16 protein-coding genes and 1 pseudogene are annotated in these 16,318 nt (G+C 44.1%); 14 read left to right on the top strand and 3 right to left on the bottom strand.

What is annotated here, in order from left to right:
• Nucleotides 1–43: 43 nt before the first annotated feature.
• The 6 genes from GCA01S_RS09065 (at nucleotide 44) to GCA01S_RS09090 (ending at nucleotide 5,638) form a co-directional block, all read left to right on the top strand.
• Nucleotides 44–1,324 (top strand): ABC transporter substrate-binding protein, encoded by a 1,281-nt coding sequence (locus tag GCA01S_RS09065; RefSeq protein WP_042409227.1) that lies wholly within the window; start codon nucleotides 44–46, stop codon nucleotides 1,322–1,324.
• A 92-nt stretch (nucleotides 1,325–1,416) separates the two neighbouring features.
• Complete coding sequence (locus tag GCA01S_RS09070; protein ID WP_042409230.1) at nucleotides 1,417–2,364, top strand: glycoside hydrolase family 113; 948 nt, start codon at nucleotides 1,417–1,419, stop codon at nucleotides 2,362–2,364.
• Nucleotides 2,365–2,424: 60 nt separating this feature from the next.
• Nucleotides 2,425–3,075, top strand: coding sequence for a hypothetical protein (locus GCA01S_RS09075; protein ID WP_042409233.1), 651 nt, complete (start codon nucleotides 2,425–2,427; stop codon nucleotides 3,073–3,075).
• An 18-nt stretch (nucleotides 3,076–3,093) separates the two neighbouring features.
• On the top strand, nucleotides 3,094–3,810 hold the full coding sequence (locus tag GCA01S_RS09080) for a GntR family transcriptional regulator (protein WP_255212272.1): 717 nt from the start codon (nucleotides 3,094–3,096) through the stop codon (nucleotides 3,808–3,810).
• A gap of 17 nt (nucleotides 3,811–3,827) precedes the next feature.
• Nucleotides 3,828–4,451: an SGNH/GDSL hydrolase family protein gene (locus GCA01S_RS09085; RefSeq protein ID WP_042409237.1), complete on the top strand. Its 624-nt coding sequence runs from the start codon at nucleotides 3,828–3,830 to the stop codon at nucleotides 4,449–4,451.
• Between the two features lie 362 nt (nucleotides 4,452–4,813).
• Nucleotides 4,814–5,638, top strand: coding sequence for an undecaprenyl-diphosphate phosphatase (locus tag GCA01S_RS09090; protein ID WP_017435890.1), 825 nt, complete (start codon nucleotides 4,814–4,816; stop codon nucleotides 5,636–5,638).
• A gap of 739 nt (nucleotides 5,639–6,377) precedes the next feature.
• Here GCA01S_RS09090 and GCA01S_RS09095 read toward each other — a convergent pair.
• Complete coding sequence (locus GCA01S_RS09095; RefSeq protein ID WP_183363838.1) at nucleotides 6,378–6,620, bottom strand: ATP-binding cassette domain-containing protein; 243 nt, start codon at nucleotides 6,618–6,620, stop codon at nucleotides 6,378–6,380.
• 553 nt (nucleotides 6,621–7,173) lie between these two features.
• Here GCA01S_RS09095 and ssuE point away from each other — a divergent pair.
• The 6 genes from ssuE to GCA01S_RS09125 all read left to right on the top strand — a co-directional run bounded on the left by ssuE (nucleotide 7,174) and on the right by GCA01S_RS09125 (nucleotide 13,056).
• A complete protein-coding gene (gene ssuE / locus GCA01S_RS09100) occupies nucleotides 7,174–7,734 on the top strand; it encodes an NADPH-dependent FMN reductase (RefSeq protein ID WP_042409241.1) in 561 nt (186 codons plus the stop codon).
• Between the two features lie 174 nt (nucleotides 7,735–7,908).
• Complete coding sequence (gene sfnG, locus GCA01S_RS09105) at nucleotides 7,909–8,982, top strand: dimethylsulfone monooxygenase SfnG (RefSeq protein ID WP_042409243.1); 1,074 nt, start codon at nucleotides 7,909–7,911, stop codon at nucleotides 8,980–8,982.
• Between the two features lie 28 nt (nucleotides 8,983–9,010).
• Nucleotides 9,011–10,216, top strand: coding sequence for an acyl-CoA dehydrogenase family protein (locus tag GCA01S_RS09110; protein WP_042409245.1), 1,206 nt, complete (start codon nucleotides 9,011–9,013; stop codon nucleotides 10,214–10,216).
• 217 nt (nucleotides 10,217–10,433) lie between these two features.
• Nucleotides 10,434–11,192 carry an ABC transporter ATP-binding protein gene (locus GCA01S_RS09115; RefSeq protein ID WP_017435884.1) on the top strand — a complete coding sequence of 253 codons (759 nt, stop codon included), beginning with the start codon at nucleotides 10,434–10,436 and terminating at the stop codon, nucleotides 11,190–11,192.
• Between the two features lie 60 nt (nucleotides 11,193–11,252).
• Nucleotides 11,253–12,245 carry an aliphatic sulfonate ABC transporter substrate-binding protein gene (locus GCA01S_RS09120; RefSeq protein WP_042409249.1) on the top strand — a complete coding sequence of 331 codons (993 nt, stop codon included), beginning with the start codon at nucleotides 11,253–11,255 and terminating at the stop codon, nucleotides 12,243–12,245.
• A 13-nt stretch (nucleotides 12,246–12,258) separates the two neighbouring features.
• Nucleotides 12,259–13,056: an ABC transporter permease gene (locus GCA01S_RS09125; RefSeq protein ID WP_042409250.1), complete on the top strand. Its 798-nt coding sequence runs from the start codon at nucleotides 12,259–12,261 to the stop codon at nucleotides 13,054–13,056.
• Nucleotides 13,057–13,166: 110 nt separating this feature from the next.
• Here GCA01S_RS09125 and GCA01S_RS09130 read toward each other — a convergent pair.
• Both GCA01S_RS09130 and GCA01S_RS09135 read right to left on the bottom strand, forming a co-directional pair.
• Nucleotides 13,167–13,553: pseudogene (locus GCA01S_RS09130) on the bottom strand (DALR anticodon-binding domain-containing protein); the annotation flags it as partial.
• Nucleotides 13,554–13,584: 31 nt separating this feature from the next.
• On the bottom strand, nucleotides 13,585–14,661 hold the full coding sequence (locus GCA01S_RS09135; RefSeq protein WP_017435880.1) for an undecaprenyldiphospho-muramoylpentapeptide beta-N-acetylglucosaminyltransferase: 1,077 nt from the start codon (nucleotides 14,659–14,661) through the stop codon (nucleotides 13,585–13,587).
• Between the two features lie 320 nt (nucleotides 14,662–14,981).
• Here GCA01S_RS09135 and GCA01S_RS09140 point away from each other — a divergent pair, with 320 nt between their 5' ends.
• The gene (locus GCA01S_RS09140; RefSeq protein ID WP_017435879.1) at nucleotides 14,982–15,710 is read left to right on the top strand and encodes a polysaccharide deacetylase family protein; all 729 of its coding nucleotides are present in this window, start codon (nucleotides 14,982–14,984) and stop codon (nucleotides 15,708–15,710) included.
• Between the two features lie 11 nt (nucleotides 15,711–15,721).
• The gene (locus GCA01S_RS09145; protein ID WP_042409254.1) at nucleotides 15,722–16,318 is read left to right on the top strand and encodes a DedA family protein; all 597 of its coding nucleotides are present in this window, start codon (nucleotides 15,722–15,724) and stop codon (nucleotides 16,316–16,318) included.

Genomic DNA, 16,318 nt, shown 5'->3' on the forward strand with positions numbered 1-16,318 from the left:
TAAGGTAGTAATTCATTTTTATATAAAAAGGGGGATTGTAACAATGAAGAAAACAAAAAGATGGTGGAGCATCCTCAGTATTTGCGCAGCACTTATTTTATCTATCGCTTTAGCAGGATGTTCTAATTCCGAAAAAGCTTCGGAAGGGAAAAAGGGCGATGTTACATTACGAATTTTAATTTGGAACAACAATCCGGAAGGAACAAAACTGGAAAATGAGATTTTCAGGGCATTTGAAAAGGAGAATCCTGGTATCAAGGTAAAAACGGTTTATGCCCCTTACGACAAATTTAATGATAAGTTTTTAACAATGTCCGCAGGAGGAGATCAACCGGATTTAGTATGGATTCAGCCTGCCGCGTTTGGTCAATTTGTAGCCAAAGGATTGTTGATGGATTTAACCGACCGGGTGGAAAAAGAAATCAACAAAGATGAATTTTTGCCGAACGTTTTAGAGTTAGGACAGGTAAATGGAAAGCAGTATGCATTGATCCGCGACGCTTCTGCCTTCCAAATGGGATATAACAAAGATTTATTTGATAAAGCCGGCGTCCCTTATCCAAAAGATGATTGGACATGGGAAGACTTTTTAGAAGCAGCTAAAAAATTGACGAAAGTAGAAAACGGGAAAATTGTTCAATTTGGCATTGAAAATTTCTATACGAATGAGTTATTGGTCGAAAATGGTGGTGGATTTGTCAGCCCAGACGGCAAAAAAGTGATTATTGACAGCCCGGAATCGATAGAAGCGATTCAATTTGGTCGCGACCTTATTCATAAGTACCATGTTCAACCAACTTCTGCGCAATCGCAAGGCATGACGAATATGTTCCTAGCTGGAAAAGCGGCAATGAGATTACTAGGTCCTTGGGACTGGGCCGATACCGCGAAAAATGCTAATTTTAGATGGGATGTTGTGCCAATGCCGGCAGGAAAAGCTGGAAACGTAGCTGCTGCATCCTACCTTCCAATCGGTATTTCGAAAGGCACAAAGCATCCGGAAGAAGCATGGAAACTGTTGAAATTTTTAACGTATGGAAAAGGTCAAGACCTGCAATTAAATACCATCTCTGCTGTATCTGTGATGAAGCGAAATGCGGATAAAATTGAAAGCATGAAAAACGCGCCGGAAAACGCAAAATCACTGGCAAAAACGTTAAAAGAAGGGAAAACCGTGCGAAATGCGCCGTATACTCCGGAATATGCAGAAATTGTGAACAAAATACAGCCAGTCATTGATAATATCAACTTAAAAAATCTAGATGTGGAAAAAGAGTTGAAGAAAATAGCGGATCAAATCAGAAAAGAATATAACTTACAATAAATCTAGTTTTTAAAGGGAGGTGTTTGTTTTCCAGTGAAAACAAACACCTTTTTCCTCGCACAAATATGGCGTACAGGAAAGGAGACGGTATGATGGGCACGAACTGGGAGATCAAGAGTTTTAATTTCGTTACGTGGGATTGGTCAAAAGACGTGGAACTGGATCAAGCAAAGCGTGAAATAGATGAGATGGTGAAACGGTGTGCTATCAATACGGTGACGTTTGCTTTTGCGGCAAGACAAGAGCATTGTTATTCCACTTATATCGACTGGAAAAGCGGGTTCATGCCCAATCTAAATGAATTAAGTGAACTGATTCATTATGCAAAGTCTAAAGGATTAAAAACAATTGTCAAACCAATGGTAAACGTCAATGATGGATACTGGCGCGCCTATATTCGCTTTTTTGATGAAGATGTTCCATGCGAGCCAAAATGGAGCGATTGGTTTCGCCATTATAATGAATACATGCTGGCGTATGGCCAATTTTGCGAGCAGAACGGTGTGGATATGCTAATTATCGGCTGTGAAATGGTAGGAACCGATCATCGTGAACAAGAATGGCGTTATTTAATTAGCCAGTTGCGGCAAGTATATGGTGGGGCATTAACCTATAATTGTGATAAATATCAAGAGCATAACGTAAAATGGTGGGACGCCCTCGATTATATTTCTTCATCGGGCTACTATCCGAAAGGAATGATTGAAAATGAGTTAGAACGGATTGAACAAGTCGTCCGCCATTATGGAAAGCCGTTTTTCTTCGCCGAGGCGGGCTGTCCTGCCGTCGTTGGAGCTTCCGCGGTGCCAAATGACTGGAAAATCATTGATAAGGGAATTCCAAGTGAGAAGGAGCAGGCGGACTACTACACGGAGTTTTTATCGATATGTGCAAAAAAGGAGTTTATAAGCGGATTTTGTTTCTGGGATTGGCCAATCAAATCGCCGGCAACAAAAGAAGAAATCGAACAACCTGGACAGTATAGCATCAAATGGAAACAGGCAGAGCAGATTGTAGCACATTTCTATCGAACGCATTAAAAAAGTATAGCCCTTTTGTACTATTGGTTTATAATAGAAAGCAGAGGTAGGCGATATGTTGTGAGAATGCGAAAAAAAACAAAAAAACGGTCATTTTTGGACAGTAAATATTTTTCCTTTATGGATACTACTTATCGCCTGATTAAATCCAGTTTGTTGTTTTGGGTTTATTTATTTAAGCATGCCATTGTTCTAGGATTTTCTATTTCTTTTTGTACATTGATTGATGTGGTCGAGGAAATTTTAGGTGGCAACGCGCAGGCGATACGTCAGTTATTTCGGGAAAAAAGCAAAAGATATCGCAACAGCAAGATCCTATCGCTTCTTCTTATCGGATTGACGATCTATTTTAGTGCCTTTGTCATTCTTCCTTTTCCTAAAGGATGGAGTTCTGCCGTTGTTGCTACGATTAAATTTGTTTGTTTGTATATGCTGTTGCTTATATGGATTTTGTTCATGTATACGTCTTATACGATGGTGAAACTACAACTGCCAGCGAAACAAGCTGCTTTATATGGATTTTATTTAATGGTTAAACATTTTCTTCGTTCTTTTGCACTGTTGCTAGTGTTTTTGGCTATCATATGGTTAAGTGGCTATAATGCGGTTTTTTTCCTTTTCTTTGCCCCGTCTATTTACGTGATGTGCACGAGGGCTATCATCGGTTCCATTTATCGGTCCGATCGAGAACAATCATCGGTGTTTATATAAATTCTTTGTAATTAGGTGATGGTATTGACAAAATATAGGGAAATTGCCAACGATATCAGGAGTAAAATTTTGAAAGGAATATATAAAGAAAACGAGCAGCTGCCGTTTGAAAAGGAACTATGCGAAAAATATCGTGCCAGCAAAATGACGGTCAAAAAAGCGCTCGACCTCCTTGTCGCCGAAGGGCTGATTGTCAAAAAGCGAGGGTCGGGCACGTTCGTCAAAGACATTCAAACGCAGGAAATGCAGCGCATGATGCTGTCCAATCAGTTCCGCGGATTCACCGCGACGTACGCGGACCGGAAAGTATCAAGCATCGTTTTGGATTTTTCTGTCATCAGCGCACCGGAAAGGGTAGCGACTTATTTAAATATCCAGAAAGACTCGTTTGTGTATGCCATTCGCCGAGTTCGCTGCGTAGACGATCAGCCGCTGGTCATTGAGTCGATGTATATGCCGATTCATGTGATTACGGGGTTAAAAAAGGAACATTTAGAAGCGTCTGTTTACAAATATATTGAAGAAGACTTGGGGCTGAAAATTCAAAGCGCCCACCGCACGATTCGCGTCCGCAAATCAACAGCGGAAGAACAGAGGCATTTGCACATGCAAGAGCATGACCCGGTTGCCGAAGTCGAACAGGTTGCGTTTTTAGATAACGGACAGGCGTTTGAATATTCGCTTTCCGTGCACCGCTACGATGCGTTTGAATTTAAAACCGTCATTTTACGATAAGGAAGCGAGGGAAGAAGATGAAACTCGAAGGAAGAATCGTATTCATCGGCGACAGCATTACCGAATCGGGAAGATGGAGAGACCCGGAACAAATTGGCTACGGATATGTCCGGCTGATCCGCGACTATCTTATTACCGCTTATCCGCACCGCTCCTTTGATGTTGTTAATCGCGGCGTCAGCGGCAACCGCATTCCCGATCTGCTGGCGAGGTGGGAGCGGGACGTTATCGATCTTCAGCCAGATATCGTTTCCATTTCGATCGGCATCAATGATGTATGGCGCCAGCTCGACCATCCAGAAAAGGAGCAAGTATATCCGGACCAATTTGAACGGGTATATACGCAGCTGGCTGTGCAAACGAAGGAAAAAACGAAAGCGCAGCTGATATTTATGGAGCCGACCATTATCGGCGAGGATATTCATTCAGAAGGAAACATAAAGCTGAAACCGTATGTGAAAATTGTGCAAAAAATGGCGCAGCGGTTTCGAGGCATTTTAGTGCCTACCCATCAGGCGTTTCTCGCCTATTTGCAAGCGCGTTCGCCATATAGACTGACAACAGACGGTGTTCACATGAATTCCATCGGCAATATGCTGATGGCGCGTACTTGGATAGGTGCGGTGAAAAAAGTGAATTGATCTCTTTCATCACTTTCCTTTCTTTGGCTGAAGAGGAGGTCTTGTCGCTCGATGATGATGAAAACAGTCCGACGGCTCGCAAAGAAGAGCCCGTCGGATTTTTTGTGAAGAAAAAATTTCCAAGAGTTTAGAGTGAGAGGAAATTTATAGGCAGATAGATACCTCTTTTGGCGGTGGTAGAAATAGAAGATTTATAGTAAAATAAAGCGTGCTGACTTTTTGGTATGTATTGATTTGGTAAAAGGAAAAGAGCAGGAAAGTGCTATAAAGAGAAAGCGAAGCGTGATATTTTGGCATAGCGGAAAAATATGCTATATAAGTAGAGACAACTTATAATTTCGAAAAGAAAGGAATGCTAGCGAATGGACATTGTAGAGATTATAAAGGCCATTATTTTAGGAATGGTTGAAGGATTAACGGAGTTTGCACCGGTTTCCTCAACGGGCCATATGATTATTGTTGATGATATGTGGCTGAAATCGCAGGAATTTTTAGGGAAGTATGCAGCAAACACTTTTAAAGTTGTCATTCAGCTTGGCTCGATTTTGGCGGTCGTTGTTGTGTTTAAAGACCGCTTTATCGACTTGCTTGGGCTGCGTGGACGCCATCGCGATGGACAGCCGCGTCTGAAGCTGATGCAAGTGATTGTCGGACTCATTCCAGCAGGGGTATTAGGAGTGTTGTTTGATGATTATATTGACGAGCACTTATTTTCGACCGCAACCGTGTTGATCGGATTAGTGCTTGGGGCGCTGTTGATGATTGCCGCTGATTGGTTTGCTAAAAAGAATACTCCGAAAGCGCAAACGGTCGACCAAATTACATACAAACAGGCGATCATCGTCGGCCTTGTTCAATGCTTGTCGTTATGGCCGGGATTCTCCCGTTCCGGCTCGACGATTTCCGGCGGGGTGTTGGCGGGAATGAGCCACCGGGCCGCGGCCGACTTCACGTTCATTATGGCTGTTCCGATTATGGCCGGCGCAAGTGGCTTGTCGCTGTTAAAAAACTGGCAGTACGTGACGGCGGCCGATATCCCGTTTTTCATCGCTGGGTTTATTAGCGCATTTTTGTTTGCCTTGCTCGCGATTCGCTTTTTCTTGCATCTCATCAACCGCGTCCGCCTTGTGCCGTTTGCGGTGTACCGCATTGTCTTGGCGCTGGTCATTTACGTTTTGTATTTCTAGAATGATTGGAGAATACTGCTTTTATGCCCGATGGATGCATTCCATCGGGTGTTTTTATTCCAATAGTCCAAGCTTCATCGCTTTGACGACCGCCCCAGCCCGCGAGTCGACGTCTAATTTTCGCAAAATCGAAGATACGCGGCATCAAACAAAAGCCTTCATTTTACAACACTAATCATGTATAATATACATAGAAGGTTCGTATAAATAAAATAAGACCAAGGGTGCTGCAACACCCTCGGTCCTGCAATAGAACGGTTCCCTGCAAGGGGGATCGGCAGCAGAGCGGAAATAATCCACCCGTAGCTCCGGAAACTCAAGGGTGGATTATTTCTTTTGGTTGTAAGACAGTATTGAAACGATAAGACTTGCAAAAGATATCGCAAACATTAACGCTTCAAACACTGTTATCGGCATCACCCCCTTTCTGCATATAAAGGGGTACATGCCGACCCACCCTTGAGTTCTCCCGTACTATTGCTTTCCTAATTATACCATATATTCGCAACTGTTGAAAACGGAAGATAATAAGGTTTATCTTCTGTTTTTTCGTTGGAAAGCAGATGCCTTGTAGAGCATCTTTCTCATTACATTCATTCAAAAAATTACTGTAATAAAGTTCCCTATAATAGTCACATCTTGAGAGTAATTGTTGGTATGTACCTATATCAACAATACTTTCCTGACTGAGAACTACAATCAAATCTGAGTTTATAAATTGTACTGATACGATATGCCATTACAATTTTGTGTAATTTAATTGCTGAATTGCATCATCGATTTTTCTCTCCGTAACAGTATCTAAAGCACAGTCACCTCGTCTAGCAACAAGATAGATGGGTTTTCCAATTAAAGCTCTAGCTAAAGCAAGCCGCTGCCTTTTACCGCCAGATAGATTGGATCCACCTTCTGAAATTATTGTTTGATACCTCATAGGTATTAGCCTCAATATCTTCATGTATCTGTGCTCTTTTTTTGGCAAGCAAAACATCATCCATGCTTACATTAGGATTATGTATGGTTAGATTATTGAATTAAATAAAAAATTCTCCTGTAAAACAACTATGTTTTTTCTTAAGAATTTCTTGCTAATTTTATCCTGTCTATAACCGTTAAAAAACTCACCCAATAGTTGGTTGTATAGAGGCCAGCCCACAAAATCGCGCTGCCGTTTTACTGCCAGTACATCTCTTTTCACAGAACAAGTGTACGAATTGATCGAAACTCCTAAACATGCTTCTTACGGAGATTTAGCATGTCTTTGCTTTACACTGTCAAAAGCGCTTTGAAGGTCCCCTGCTCTTACTTCCGAAGAGCTTGCCGTAAAAATGAATGATCCATTATTGAATATGGGGAGAATTTCGTGAGTCCGGAGAGACTTTCATTTTTTCTCGGCACGTTAGCGAGTGTTAAGTATTTTTTTCTTTTGGATATTGACAGTAAATGGGAACGATGGTATGATTACAGACATAAAGCATAGTAATCAGATAGGATTTATATGTTATAAGAACCGACTGTAGAAAGGGGAATTTCATATGGGTAAAGCAGTCATTATCAACGGGAGTCCTTCTCTGGCATCAAGACTCAACGGAATTATTCAATACGTAGAACAACGGTTGTTACAAGCGGGTATTGAAGTTGAACACATCCGAGTCGCGGAATTGCCCGCGGAAGATTTAATCAAAGCCAAATTTGACAGTGAAGCCATTCTGCATGCTAACAAAAAGGTGGAGGAAGCGGAGGCGATCGTTATCGCAAGTCCGGTGTATAAAGCAGCGTATACGGGAGTATTGAAGGCCTATCTCGATTTGCTTCCGCAAAAAGGGTTATCAGGAAAAATCATTCTTCCACTGTTTATCGGAGGCACGATCGCCCATCTTTTGTCCATCGACTATGCATTGAAGCCGGTGCTATCCACATTGGGCAGCAGGCATATTCTTGGCGGGGTGTATGCGGTCGATACTTGGATAACCCGACATGAACAAGAAAGTTACAATCTATCAGAAGATTTGATCCACAGATTAGATGAAGCGGCCACGGAATTTGCTGAAGAAATCAAACGAAGAACCGGATTATCGCCGGAAAGTGTCAAGTAAAGCAGACAGTACCTTCATTTCAACAAGATGAAGGAAGCACATCTATTAGTCAACTCAATGTACCTATTCCAATTCCACTCAGAATAATGCTTTTTTATCCGTTCCAATTATTCGTTAAATAGCAGAGGGTCTAACCCTTTGTCTATAAATAAATCTAAACAGAGGTGAAAAATATTGTCTTTGAAGTTTGCTTACTGGGTACCCAATGTCAGCGGAGGATTGGTCATTTCGAAGATTCCTCAAAAAACTGGCTGGTCCTTTGAAGACAATGCTAGGTATGCCCAAATTGCCGAAGAAGTTGGATTTGAATATGCGTTGCTGCAGACCAGGTTTATTGCAAGCTACGGTGCGGAAAATCAACTGGAGGCCATCACGTTGGCGGCAGCTTTAGCGGCGGTGACTAAGAAGCTAAAGCTGATTTCGGCTGTTCTTCCCGGCTTGTGGCATCCGGGAACGGTAGCCAAAATGCTCTCCACCATTGACCAAATCAGCCATGGACGTGCTGCGATTAACGTAGTGAGCGGATGGTTTAAAGGAGAATTTCACGCGTATGGCGAGCCTTGGCTCGATCACGACGAAAGATACCGAAGATCCGAAGAGTTCATTCGTGTCCTACGCAGCATGTGGACGGAGGAAAAGACTCATTTTCGCGGTGATTTTTACCGAATTAACGGCGCCCCTCTAAAGCCGAAGCCATATAACGTTCCGGAAATTTTCCAAGGAGGCAATTCCCGTGCCGCCCGGCAGATGGCTGCCAGAGTGTCCGACTGGTATTTCATGAACGGTAATACGATCGACGGTCTCAAAGCGCAAATCAATGAAGTATCATCGCTGGCTAAAGCAAACAACCGCAAGGTGAAATTCGGCGTCAACGCGTTTGTTATCGTGCGGGACACGGAAGAAGAAGCTAAGCAGGTGCTTCGCGACATCATTGCATACGCAGATGCCGAAGCTGTGGAAGGCTTCCGCAGCCAAGTGCGCTTTGCCGGCAAAGCTTCCCCAGAAAGAGAAGGCATGTGGGCTCATTCAGATTTTAACGATTTAGTCCAATACAATGACGGTTTCAAAACCGGATTAATCGGTACGGCGGAACAGGTGGCAGACCGCATTATCGAGCTCAAAAAAATCGGCGTTGACCTCATCTTGACTGGGTTCCTTCATTATGACGAAGACATCCGACTATTCGGTGAAAAAGTGATTCCGTTAGTTCGCGAAAAGGAAGCAACGTTAAACGTGGATGCCGTATAAAAAATTACTTACAAAGGAGATTGTGAATATGAGCGTAACAGTGAATAGCTCGATCGTACAACCGCATTATGAAACGCTGCGGGAAGAAATCCGCGCCATTGTGGAGAAAGTCATTAAACCGAATGCCGACATCATCGACCGGGACGGCATTTTCCCCAAACAAAATCTTCAAGTGCTTGCCGAAACAGGGTGGAATGGCGTATTGATTCCCGAACAGTGGGGTGGACGGGGCCTAGATCATGTCGCTTTTGCCATTGCTGCGGAAGAAATCGCCAAAGGTTGCCCTTCGACATCACTTGTTTACGTCATGCATATAGGTGCTGCCCAAACTATTTTGCTGTACGGAAACGACGATCAAAAGGAGCGCTGGTTGAAGCCGATCCGCCAAGGACTCATCGGCACCTATTCCACGAGTGAAAAAGCGACGGGAGGCCACTGGTGGTTCAATTTGAGCCAAGCCTCCCGAGATGGAAAATATTACATTCTCAATGCCGAAAAATCATTTACTACCAGCGCGGGACAAGCAGATTTTTATGTCGTTCAGACCCGTTCGCCGGGAGCACAGTCACCAACAGATATCAGTTTTTTCATCGTAGACGGGAAGTTGCCAGGAATTAAGCCCGGAGTATGGGAAGCTCTAGGAGTTCGGGGAAATCACAGCGGTCCGATTACCTACGAAGGTGTCCGCGTTCATCAAAAAGACAAACTTGGGAAAGAAGGCCAGGGAAGAGAAATACTAGAGAGCGGCGTTTCTCCCATTTATTTGATCGGACTTGGCTCTACTTGGCTTGGAGTTGCGGAGGCAGCCTTGGAAGCGGCAGTCTCATATGTCAAAGGGATGATTCATCGCGATTTCAACAAACGTCTTGCGGATTACCAAGTGATCCGCCAACAGTTAGCCGAAGTAAAGGTTTTGATTGACAGCCTCAAACCGTGGCAATATACATTGGCCAAACAGTTGGACGAGTTGCAAGCGCAGGGCAAACCGCAAGTGGAGCTATTTTTACCGCTTGTCGAATTCAAAATTCATGCATCGGAAGTCGCCAATAAAGCGACGAAGGCCGCACTGGATGTCACAGGGGGGTACGGATATAAGCGGGGAATATTTGAACGGTTGTTTAGAGATGCCCGTGCCGGTATTGCCATGGGACCTTCCAACAATATTGCCCGTGAATGGATAGGGAAATCCCTTGTTGGTTTGCCCCTTGAGCTGTGGTATGAAGGTGGAGATTAAAACTTAACGCATATGAAAGAGTACGGTTGAATTCAGGCCTGAGGGACTCCCTTAGGCCGTTTCAAACAAAGTGCTCCGTGGTATCTCATTCTCATGGTAATAAGCAGCTGATTAAAAGAAGTGTAGCGTCGGCTTGGAACACTCGTTGATTTTTTCTGATCAGACCATCCACCATATTCTACAAAATAGCATAATCAGAATTGGGGAGGAATGAGTATTGGGTATAAAGTCTATAGGTTCCCATTTGCAGGTAAAAGGTGTTGGAAAACGTTTTGGTAACGTCGAAGTGCTGAAACGCTTGGATTTAGAAATCAAACCGGGCGAATTTATCGCCATCGTCGGACGCAGCGGCTGTGGCAAAAGCACGTTGTTGCGTCTGCTCGCCGGACTTGATGTTCCGACAGAAGGGGAAGTTCTTCTAGACGGCGAGAGAGTCAATGGAATTCATCCGGATACTAGGATCTTGTTCCAAGATGCCAGATTGCTTCCGTGGAAAAGAGTCATTGACAATGTACAAATTGGTGCAAGAAATGGAGACAAAGCTAGAGCGGAAGAAGCTCTGCGACTGGTGGGACTGGAACATAAAGCCAAAGAATGGCCTAGCGTGTTATCCGGAGGACAGCGTCAGCGCATTGCTCTGGCGAGAGCGCTGGCAGGCTCCCCACGTCTCCTGCTGTTGGATGAGCCGCTCAGCGCACTAGATGCGCTGACACGTATCGAAATGCAGGAGCTGATCGAACAGATTTGGTGGGAACAGCAATTTTCAGCTATTCTGGTAACACACGACGTCAGCGAGGCAGTCGCATTAGCAGATCGCATCGTTCTCATCCAAAACGGCGCGATTGCAATCGATATACCGGTACCTCTACCGCGACCGAGGGAAAGAAACAGCGACTTCGCATACTACGAAAAACTGATTCTCGATCACCTCATGGAGCGGGGAGCTCCCGCATCTGTATCGGCGGTCTCCTCCTAAATAATCATTCTCAAGAGTTTCATATTTATATCATTACCGAATGAAAGAGGGATCTTCGCGATGATTTCAAAAACGTATAAAGTCGCCTTCATTTTTCTGATTATTGCCGCAATTGGGGTTCTCAGCAGCTGCAGCCGTTCAGCTTCAACAGCGTCGGAAGTGAAAACAGTAAAACTCGATTACGCTTACTACAATCCAGTCAGTCTAGTATTGAAAGAAAAGAAATGGTTGGAGGATGAACTGCAGAAGGACGGCATCGAAGTCGAATGGGTTTTCAGCGCTGGAAGCAATAAAGCGCTGGAGCTTTTGAACAGCAAGAGCATTGATTTTGGTTCGACAGCAGGCTCCGCTGCTCTGCTCGGAAAGGCGAACGGAAACCCGATAAAATCGATTTATATTTATTCTAAACCGGAATGGACAGCATTGGTTGCAAGTGCTGGTTCCCCTATAGAAAAGGTAAAAGATTTGAAGGGGAAAAAAATCGCCGTCACACGTGGAACGGATCCTTACATCTTTTTGCTACGGGCGTTGGATGCTGCGGGATTGAGCGAAAAAAACGTGGAAATCGTCCAGCTGCAACACCCTGACGGCAAAACTGCCCTGGAAAAAGGAGATGTGGACGCATGGGCGGGACTCGATCCGTATATGGCACAGACGGAGATAGAGAAGCACTCCAAGCTGTTTTTCCGTAACGTGGATTGGAATACCTACGGATTCCTGAATGTCAGGGAAGCTTTCGCGAAAGACCATCCCGAGATTGTGGAAAAAGTACTGAAAGCTTATGAAAAGGCTAGAAAATGGGCGTTGGAAAACCCGAATGAATTCGTAAAAATTGTGGCTGCGGAAAGCAAACAGAGCGAAGAAGTCGCAGCCAAAGTGCTCAGCCGTACAGATTTCACGAATCCGGTAATCGGCGAAATCCATAAGCAGGCAATTGAAGCGGCAGGTGAAGTCCTATTGAAAAGCGGCGTCATTGACAAATCCGTGGATATAAAGAAAACGATCGACGATTTAATCGATCCGCAGTATATAGAACACATCGACACGAATTAAGGGGGGATTGCGGTTGCGTCAATGGAACAAAAACTTCGTTGTCACAGGAATGGGGCTCATCATTCCAGTATCTATTGTGATCTTGTGGCATATCTTCTCGGTTAGCGGCTTGATTGCCACCAATATCATGCCTTCCCCTTTGAAGATCGTTTCCACCATCGTGGATTTGTTTCGTGAAGGAGAGCTCCTAGAACATATCGGAATTACATTATACCGGGTAAGCATGGGATTTCTGCTTGGTACGGCTATCGCTTTATTGTTTGGGGTACTGAACGGATATTTTCGTACGATCCGGTATTTGTTAGACCCTCTCATCCAAGCGCTGCGCAATATCCCTTCCTTGGCCTGGGTGCCGTTGTTTATTTTATGGATGGGAATCAGTGAGGCTTCAAAAATATCATTAATTGCTTTGGGTGTCTTTTTCCCGGTTTATCTAAATTTGGTGTCCGGCATTCAAGGAGTGGATCGCCGTCTGCTGGAAGTGGGATGGGTGCACGGTTATCAAGGGTGGAGATTGATCCGCCATTTTTTTCTTCCATCGGCCCTTCCTTCCTTCTTTGTCGGACTAAGAAGCGGTCTCGGACTAGGATGGATGTTTGTCGTAGCTGCGGAGATTATGGGTGCAAGCAAAGGGTTGGGCTTTCTTCTGACTGATGGTCAAACGACGGGGCGTCCGGCGATCATCATTGCCAGCATTCTGTTGTTTGCGATGCTTGGAAAATTGACCGATTATCTCCTGGAACTGGCAGGACGCCGAATTCTCCGTTGGCAAGATAGCTACGAATCGCTTGAAAGGAGAAAAGCATTATGAATACGACAAGAGGAGTTTAAAGGATGGAAGAAACGTGTAGCTAGACTAAATAAGACACGGTATCGGCAGGATACCGTGTCCATTAGTTGAGAGACAGCACTATTTTTGTGTTACATTTCTTCAGGAGCGTGAATTCCTAACAGCCGCAACCCTTCTTTTAATACAACCGTTGTCGCGTACACTAAGGCAAGCCGTGAGTGTAATTGCTCGTCTTCGGTAAGGACCTTTGTATGAGCGTAATAGCTGTTAAAGGCTTGGGACACATCGATGAGATATTTAGCAATAAGAGAAGGATCGAGATATTCGTAAGCATTTTGAATGATGTTTGGGAACGCGGCAAGGAGTTTGACGATCTCCCAGCTCCCTTCGTCTGTTAGCCCTTGGATATGATCCGTTACAGGCGATGGAGCGTTACGTAAAATCGAGCAGGCTCTTGCGTGTGTATATTGCACGTATGGTCCTGTTTCTCCTTCAAAATTCAACATGTCTTCCAACGAAATTATAACTGTTTTTCAAAATATTCAAGCTTCATTTCATTTCCCGTGTCCCTTCAATCAGCGTCAACAACTTTTCTAACGCATCTCCTGCGTCGGACCGCTCCATGTTTTGCTGGTAGCGGTCTTTGTTTTGGTAAAGATGATAAATGGCGCTTTGCAGTGATTCGTTCGTTAAGTCTTCTTCCATCAACACTTCGGCGTAACCTGATTTTTCAAAAGAGCGGGCGTTTAAAATTTGGTCGCCGCGGCTCGCTTCTTTGGATAGAGGAATGAGCAGCATCGGCTTGCGCAAGGCGAGGAACTCGAAAATCGAGTTGGCGCCGGCGCGCGATAAGACGATGTCAGCCATCGCCAGCAGATGAGGAAGATCTTCATGAACATATTCAAACTGCTTATAGCCTTTTTCATTCGCCAATTTGGCGTCGACATTTCCTTTTCCGCAAATATGCACGATTTGAAAATCGGAAAGAAGCGTTTGCAAATTGGCGCGCAGCGCGTCATTAATCCGTTTCGAGCCTAGACTTCCGCCCATGGCGAGAAGAACCGGCTTTCCTTTTTCAAACTGGCAAAGCTTTCGTCCTTTGTCGGCGTCCCCACGCTTTAATTCCTCACGAACGACCGCCCCAATGTAAACGCCTTTTTCTTCCTTGACGTGGCGCATCGTTTCCGGGAATGTGACGCAAATTTTGGTTGCAAACGGCATCGCGATTTTATTGGCCAGTCCTGGGGTAATATCCGATTCGTGAATGATGGATGGCACCCCGCTTAACCACGCGCCGATGATGACAGGGACGGACACAAATCCGCCTTTGGAAAAGATGATATCCGGCTTTTCTTTTTTGATGATGCGGTACGCTTGCCAAGTGCCTTTCAGCACTTTAAACGGGTCTTTAAAGTTGTTCCAATCGAAATAGCGGCGCAACTTTCCAGTCGAAATCGGAAAGTAAGGCACGTCGTCCATTTTTGCGATAATTTCCCGTTCAATGCCCTGGTGGGAACCGATATAGGCAATGTTCCAGCCTTGTTCTTTTAATTTCGGAATCAGCGCGACGTTCACCATGACATGTCCGGCTGTGCCGCCGCCGGTAAGAATAATTTTTTTGCTCAACGTTGATCACCTGTCTTTTTCAGCATGATGCAATGGTTTATTAGCTTTTTTCCATGTATCGTATTGTATTATAGCAGATACTTTCCGTTTCATGTGTGAAAACGCGAAAACCGATCGGCGTTGTTTACGTATGCTAAAGAATCAGGTTCTCATGTTTCATCAAATTTTCATCATTTTCTGTTTTAATTTTTATCAACGTGTTATATGATAATTAATCTGTAAATATTGTTTTGATATGGTGATAGATTCAAATCGGTTTGTTTTTTTCTATTTTCAAAGATAAGAAATATTGGTAAAGTACAAATAAAGAGGTGAAAACGATGCTGTGGATGATTTTGGCGTGTCTTATTGGCGGGATACTATTATATGGCATCGTTCCAACGATTGTTATTCGCAAAAAAAAGTTTCGTATTTATCGCGAAGGAGCGTCCGAGAATAACATTGCTTTGACGTTCGATGACGGTCCTGACCCGTATTATACACCAAAATTATTGGATTTATTAAAAAAACATCAAGTGAAAGCGACATTTTTCGTGGTTGGAAACAAAGCAAAACAATATCCTGATATTGTCAGACGGATGCATGAGGAAGGTCATGAAATCGGAATGCACAATTACCGGCATATCAGCAATTGGCTGATACTTCCGCCTTTTTTGGAAAAAGGATTGCAGAAATCAGCAGATATTATTGAAGAGATTATTGGAAAGCGGCCCATCTATTACCGTCCGCCTTGGGGGCATTTTAATTTATTTACCCCGCTTGTGCAAAAGAAATATATTACGGTGCTGTGGACTTACATTCTTGGTGACTGGAATGCAAAGCTTGGCACGATGGAATTGTTCCGCCGCCTTCGAAATAGTATGAAGGGTGGAGCCATTATTGTTCTGCATGACAACGGTGATGCGCTTGGCGCTGACAAACGGGCGCCGGAACAAATGCTTGCGGCGCTGGAGCTGTTGCTAAAGGAAGAAGCGGCGAAAAAAATGCGCTGGGTGACGATTACAGATGTTATGAACGTGCAAACTAATAAACAAATCTCGTCAATATAATGGGGGGATCTATGGATACGAGTATTCTCTTTTCGTATGTGGAATCATACGGATATGTCATTATTTTCGTGTTTTTGTTTTTCGGCATTGTCGGCATTCCGGCGCCGGAAGAGAGTTTATTGTTTTTTCTTGGCATCATAATTGCCAGGCAACAGCTTTTATGGGAATATTGTATGATCGCCAGCTGGTGCGGCGTAGTGGTCGGGATGATCACCGCTTACGGCATCGGGCGCTTTTTTGGAGCGCCATTTATTCAAAAGTACGGAAAGTATTTAGGGATTAAAGAAGAAAAGTGGGAGCGGACAAAACAGCTGTTTCATCGCTATGGAAAATGGGGTATTTTATTCGGCTATTACATTCCGGGAGTTCGGCAAATTTCTCCGTATATGGCAGGGGTTATTCACTTCCCGTTTCGTTCGTTTTTATTGCTTGCTTCGCTTGGCGCAACGGTGTGGATTGTTCCCGTTATGCTTGCCGGAATGTTGCTCGGACGGCATATGCAAATTCCGCTGTTTTATTTTCCTCTGATTGGGTTGACATTGTTCGTATTGTTTCTATTTGCAACATGGATTGGGCAGCGACTGCGCAAAAAATCTTTGGAAAACTAA

The sequence above is a fragment of the Parageobacillus caldoxylosilyticus NBRC 107762 genome (genome assembly GCF_000632715.1).
Lineage (GTDB): Bacteria > Bacillota > Bacilli > Bacillales > Anoxybacillaceae > Saccharococcus > Saccharococcus caldoxylosilyticus.